Raw genomic sequence first — 5925 nt, 5'->3', positions numbered from 1 at the left:
CAGGGCTGGCGGTGATGGCCTGGAATTGCGCCTCGGGCACGGCTGTCTGGAACGACGGGTCGAAATAGTCGGCGAAAGTTATTTTTCCGGAGAGAAGGTCGACGAGTTGCGCTGCGCGAAAGTCGAAGATCGTCGCTGCCGCAGCAGGGGTTTCGGTCGACTGGGCAGCGGCAGCGAGCGGTACGAGTGCCCACAGCAACGCGGCAGCGATGTACCCGGACCGAAATATCATCGCCTCGCCTCCTCAGGCGTCGATCGCCGCCTCGTCGAGGGTCGCGGCATTGGCCTGGATGAACTGGAACCGATGCTCGGGATGCTTGCCCATCAGCCGGTCGACAAGGTCTTTGACCAGATGGCGCTCCTCATATTCCTGCGGCAGCGTGACGCGCAGCATCGAGCGCGTCGCGGGATCCATCGTTGTTTCTTTCAATTGGTTGGGGTTCATTTCGCCCAAGCCCTTGAAGCGGCCGACGTCAACCTTCTTGCCCTTGAAGAGTGTGGCTTCGAGTTCGGCGCGATGCGCGTCGTCGCGGGCGTAGGCCGAGGTGCTGCCCGATGTGAGGCGATAGAGCGGCGGCTGCGCCAGATAGACATGGCCGTTGCGGACGATGTCGGGCATTTCCTGGAAGAAGAAGGTCATCAGCAAGGTCGCGATATGCGCGCCGTCGACGTCGGCGTCGGTCATAATCACGATCTTTTCGTAGCGCAGCCGATCGGAATCGCAGTCCTTGCGCATCCCGCAGCCGAGCGCGAGCGCGAGGTCGGCGATTTCGGTGTTGGCCCGGATCTTGTCGTTGCTGGCGCTTGCGACATTGAGGATCTTGCCGCGGATCGGCAGGATCGCCTGCGTCTTGCGATCGCGGGCCTGCTTGGCGCTGCCGCCCGCACTGTCGCCTTCGACGATGAACAATTCGGTGCCTTCGGGACCGTCGTTCGCGCAGTCGGTAAGCTTGCCCGGCAGGCGGAGCTTGCGGCCGCTGGTCGCCGTCTTGCGCTTGACCTCGCGCTCGGCCTTGCGCTTCAGGCGCTCGTCCATGCGTTCCAGGATCAGCCCGAGCAGCGCGCGGCCGCGATCCATATTGTCCGACAGGAAATGATCGAAATGGTCGCGCACGGCATTTTCGGTGAGGCGTGCGGCCTCGGGGCTCGACAGCCGGTCCTTGGTCTGGCTCTGGAACTGCGGGTCGCGGATGAAGACCGACAGCATCATCTCGCCGCCGTTGAACACATCGTCGGCGGTAATCTGTGCGGCCTTCTTCTGCCCGATCAGCTCGCCGAAGCCGCGCAAGCCCTTGGTCAGTGCCGAACGCAGACCCGCTTCATGCGTGCCGCCCGCCGGGGTGGGGATGGTGTTGCAATACCAGCTGTAGGACCCGTCGGACCAGAGCGGCCAGGCGATCGCCCATTCGGCGCGGCCCTGATCGTTCGGAAAATCCTGGCGACCAATAAAAGGCTCTGCGGTCGCGCATTCGCGGGTGCCTATCTGTTCCTTCAGATGGTCGGCGAGGCCGCCGGGGAACTGGAACACCGCCTCTGCCGGTGTGTCGTCGCCGATCAGTTCGGCCGCGCATTTCCAGCGGATTTCGACGCCCGCGAAGAGATAGGCCTTCGAGCGCGCCATGCGATAGAGGCGCTGCGGTTTGAAACGGCCGTGATCGCCGAAAATCTCGGGGTCCGGGACGAACGACACGCTGGTGCCGCGCCGGTTGGGCGTGGGGCCGAGCTCTTCGAGCCCGCCCTGCGGCGTGCCGCGCGAAAAACGCTGGCGGTACAGCAATTTGTTGCGCGCGACTTCGATGGTCGTGTCGACCGACAGCGCGTTGACGACGCTGACCCCGACACCGTGCAAGCCGCCCGAGGTGGCATAGGCCTTGCCCTCGAACTTGCCGCCCGAGTGGAGCATGGTCATAATGACTTCCAGCGCCGATTTGCCGGGAAATTTGGGGTGCGGGTCGACCGGCATGCCGCGGCCATTGTCCACCACGGTCAGGCGGTTGCCGGCGTCGAGGGTGATTTCGATACGGCTGGCATGGCCTGCGACCGCCTCGTCCATGCTGTTGTCGATGACTTCGGCGGCGAGGTGGTGGAGCGCGCGTTCGTCGGTGCCGCCGATATACATGCCGGGGCGGCGGCGGACGGGCTCGAGCCCTTCGAGCACCTCGATCTGCGAGGCGTTGTAACTGTCGGTGGCGGGCGTGTTGCCGTCGAACAAATCGTGACTCATGGTCCCGCTATAGGGGGCGAGGAGTCGCGGTGGCAAGGGCATCTGTGGCGCTTTCGTCCCATACTTGGGTGCGGTCCTCTGCTAAGGGACAGCGGTTGGGCGAGGGGAGGCGGTGATGGCGGACGACTGGCTGGTACGCGGCCGAAACAGCGCGGCGCTTTTCAAGCTCGCGCTGCATCGCGGCGAGGGCATGGTCCTGATCGGCATGGACTGGAAAGACGGTCGTCCGGGCGATGATTTCGTCGGTTTTTCGATCGAGTTTCGCTATCCCGGCGGCGACCGCTATTGGCCCGTGCGCAATCGTATCGCCTTTGCCGACCGCATGCTGCCGCGCGATCCGACGCAAGCGGCGCCCCAATATCCCAGTACCGAGGCGCCATTTCAGGTGTTTCGCTGGATTCACTTTCCGCGCGTCGGCGACCAGCCGGGGACATTCGCCTATCGCGTGACGCCATTATTTATGAACGAGGCGGGAGTGCTGGCGCGCGGCGAGGCGCAGGAGGCCGAGATCGACCTTCATTCGAAGACGATGCCGGGCGCGCTGAATGTCGCCTTCACGCGCGGCTATGTATCGTCACAATCCTTTGTCGACCGCTTTGGCGGCGAAGCGGCTTTCGACGGGCTGATCCCGAAAAGCGCCGATGCAGGAATCGATTTTGTCCCGACGCATCCGCAAGCCGCCGAAGCCTATGACTGGATGGGGTTCGAGGCGCGCGCGGAGATCGTCGGGTTGCTCGATACCGCGATCGGGGAGGGGGCGACGGTCGCCGTTGTGGCCTATGAACTCAACCTGCCCGAGCTGGTCGAACGCTTCGAACGGATCGGGCCGAAGCTCTCGATCATCATCGACGACAGCAGCGACAAGGGCGAGGCGCATTCGGCGGAAAGCGTCGCGGCGGCGCGGTTGACGGCAGCGGGAGCGCAGGTGCGGCGCCAGCATATGGGCAATTTGCAGCACAACAAGATGATCGTCGTCGACGGTCCCGTTACCCAGGCGGTGGTGCTGGGCTCGACCAATTTTTCGTGGCGCGGCTTTTACGTGCAGGCGAACAACGCCGTCGTCGTCCGCGGTCCCGACATCGTCGCGCAGCAGATGGAGGCCTTCCGATCCTATTGGCCGGGTAGCGCCAGCGGGTTCAGCGCGAGCGCCAGCGCCGCATGGCGTCCGCTTCAGATCGCCGGTCTCGATGCCGAGATCACCATGTCGCCGCACAAGGCGAGCCATGCGGCGCTGGCCGCGATCGGCGCCGATATCGCGACGACCGACTCCAGCCTCTTCTATTCGCTGGCCTTTCTGGCGCAGACAGGCGGCGCGGTTCGCGACGCAATAGAGACGGCCACCAAGGATCCCGATGTCTTCGTCTATGGCATGGCCGACAAGAAGCTCGGGTTGATCCTGGTGCCGCCGGACGGCAACCCGCAACCGGTGGCGCCGTCGGCACTGACCAAGAATTTGCCCGAGCCTTTCCGGTCGGAGGCGACCGGCGGTTTCGGCGTCAAGATGCACCACAAGTTCGTCGTCATCGATTTCGATCGCCCGAGTGCGCGCGTCTATCTGGGCAGCTTCAACTTCTCGAAGCCCGCCGACGTCTCGAATGGCGAAAACCTGCTGGTCATCCGAGACCGGAAAGTCGCGACCTCCTATATGGTCGAGGCGCTCCGGCTCTTCGACAGCTATCAGTTTCGCCTCTCGATGGCGGCGGCCAAGAAGAGCGGTGAGGCCAAGACGCTGAAGAAACCCCCGGCGCCCGGGGAGGTCGCATGGTGGGCCAAGTTCTGGGATATCCCGGTGCGGGCGCGCGACCGCAAGCTGTTTTCCTGACGCCGGCCAGCCGCTCGGTTCGCCCCATTTTCTGAACATCGAGGAACCCCGGTCGAACGGGGTGGGTTTCTCCGCCGACGCAAAGTCATTCAAAAAGCGGAGTTAAACCATGAAAATCCTCTCCCTCTTCGCCGCTTCGGCGGCTGCGATGGCGCTCGCCTCGCCGGCGCTGGCCCAGAGCGGCCGCGATACGTCGCAGGACTTCGACGGCCCCTATGTCGGGGTGTCCGGCGGTTATACGGTGCAGCCGAACGATGGCGGTGAAACGCTGGTCTTCGATACCAATCGCGATGGCACCTATGGCGACACCGTCAACACGGCAGGCGGCGCCGACGCCTTTTCGCCCGGCTTCTGCGGCGGATCGCCGACCGGCACCGCCAACCTCAATTGCCGCAATGACAAGGACGGCTTCGAATATTTCGGCAAGCTCGGCTATGACAAGCGGATGGGCAATATTGTCCTCGGCGCCGTGATCGAAGGCGGTCGTAGCGAGGCCAGCGACAGCGTGTCCGGATTCTCGACGACGCCCGCCGCTTACCGTTTCGCGCGGTCCGCCGACTATCAGGCCAACGCTCGTCTGCGCGCAGGCTATACGCCGGGCGGCGGCGTGCTCTTCTATGCGACCGGCGGGGGCGCTTATGCCAAGCTCGACAACCGCTTCTCGACCACCAACGGCGCCAACAGCTTCGCGGATAATGGTCGCACCAACGGCTGGGGCTATGTCGCGGGCGGCGGGGCTGAGGCGATGCTGACCAAGAACATCTCGCTTGGGCTCGAATATCTCTACACCGACATCCAGGACGATGATTTCGTCGTCAATGTCGGGCCGGGCACCGCACCGCCGACCAACCCCTTCCTGCTCAATGGCGGCGGAACCGACATCAAACGCAGTGACGATCATTTTCGCACCCACAGCGTGCGGGCAAGTTTGAACTTCCGCTTCTGAACGGTTGGCAAAACGCGGAAGATTTAAAGGAGGCGCCGGATCCGCAAGAGGTCCGGTGCCTTTTCTACGTCAGGCGGTCGGCGCCGCGAAGATCGCGAAGTTGCCGTTGGCGCTGCTGACCAGTTTGTCGTCCTGATAGAGACGGGCATCGATGTTGGCGATGCGCTTTCCAAGGTGCAGGACCTTGGCTTCGCAGGTCAGCCGTCCTTCGACGACGCGGGCGTGATAGTTGAACTTGATCTCGAGCGTCGCGCACCACCGGTCGTCGGGCAACAGGCTGGTCACCGCGCCGCCCATCGCCGAATCGGCGAGCGAATAGGCGACCCCGCCATGCGCGGCGCCTTGCGGGTTGAAATGGCGTTCGCGCTCGATGTCGATCGCCATCACGCAACGCCCATCGGCGCGCTCGACCATCTCAAGGCCGAGCGTCCGTGCGAAATGAAAATCCTGGCCGAAGGGCTTCACCTAACGCGCCTCAACGGACTCGGGGGCCTCCGAACGGCGGCGGCGGCGGGGGACGACGCGTGCCGCGTGGCAGCTGGGCCTGATAGGCGCGGCCACAATGTTCGACGCAATAAGGGAAACCGGGGTTTACCGCGACGCCGCAGAAGTGAAAGTCGGGCTCACCGGGATGCCCCATCGGCCAGCGGCAGATGCGGTCATTGAGGTCGAGCAGGGTCGTCTTGCCCGCGATCTCGGGACTCGGCTTTGCCGGCACCAGACGGCGCGGCGGGGCCGGCGGGATCGGCGCCTGCTGATCGCCGGGCCCCTGGCGGATGAAGCCGCCGGGGCCGATCGAAACGATGCGCGGCGCGTCGGGTTTGCGCGGAGCCTCGGCTGCGATGCCATCGTCACCCTCGTCATTGGCCTGGGGCGCCGGGGCCGGTTCGGGGCGGACGGGCGCGACCGGGCGGACCGCCGCCGGTGCAGCGG

Annotated in this window: 5 protein-coding genes and 1 pseudogene; 2 read left to right on the top strand and 4 right to left on the bottom strand. The window is 64.7% G+C overall.

The genetic code is table 11. The annotated features are described in order from the left end of the window. A pseudogene (locus ACREB7_RS20280) lies at positions 1–232 on the bottom strand (hypothetical protein); the annotation flags it as partial. Positions 233–244: 12 nt separating this feature from the next. After that, positions 245–2224 carry a DNA topoisomerase IV subunit B gene (parE, locus tag ACREB7_RS20275; protein ID WP_431594063.1) on the bottom strand — a complete coding sequence of 660 codons (1980 nt, stop codon included), beginning with the start codon at positions 2222–2224 and terminating at the stop codon, positions 245–247. A gap of 115 nt (positions 2225–2339) precedes the next feature. Here parE and ACREB7_RS20270 point away from each other — a divergent pair, with 115 nt between their 5' ends. Beyond that, positions 2340–4046 (top strand): phospholipase D-like domain-containing protein, encoded by a 1707-nt coding sequence (locus tag ACREB7_RS20270; protein ID WP_431594062.1) that lies wholly within the window; start codon positions 2340–2342, stop codon positions 4044–4046. Between the two features lie 109 nt (positions 4047–4155). After that, entirely contained in the window at positions 4156–4992 is an 837-nt protein-coding gene (locus tag ACREB7_RS20265) for an outer membrane protein (RefSeq protein WP_431594061.1), read from the top strand. Between the two features lie 69 nt (positions 4993–5061). Here the strand turns inward: ACREB7_RS20265 and ACREB7_RS20260 are convergent, their stop codons facing one another. Then, entirely contained in the window at positions 5062–5457 is a 396-nt protein-coding gene (locus tag ACREB7_RS20260; protein WP_431594060.1) for a PaaI family thioesterase, read from the bottom strand. A gap of 10 nt (positions 5458–5467) precedes the next feature. Further along, positions 5468–5925: GcrA family cell cycle regulator (locus ACREB7_RS20255; protein WP_431594059.1), on the bottom strand; the 458-nt coding region annotated here is incomplete at its 5' end.

Source organism: Sphingopyxis sp., from assembly GCF_050725615.1.
In the GTDB taxonomy this organism is placed as follows: domain Bacteria; phylum Pseudomonadota; class Alphaproteobacteria; order Sphingomonadales; family Sphingomonadaceae; genus Sphingopyxis.
This window is presented reverse-complemented; position numbering and strand designations above follow the sequence as displayed.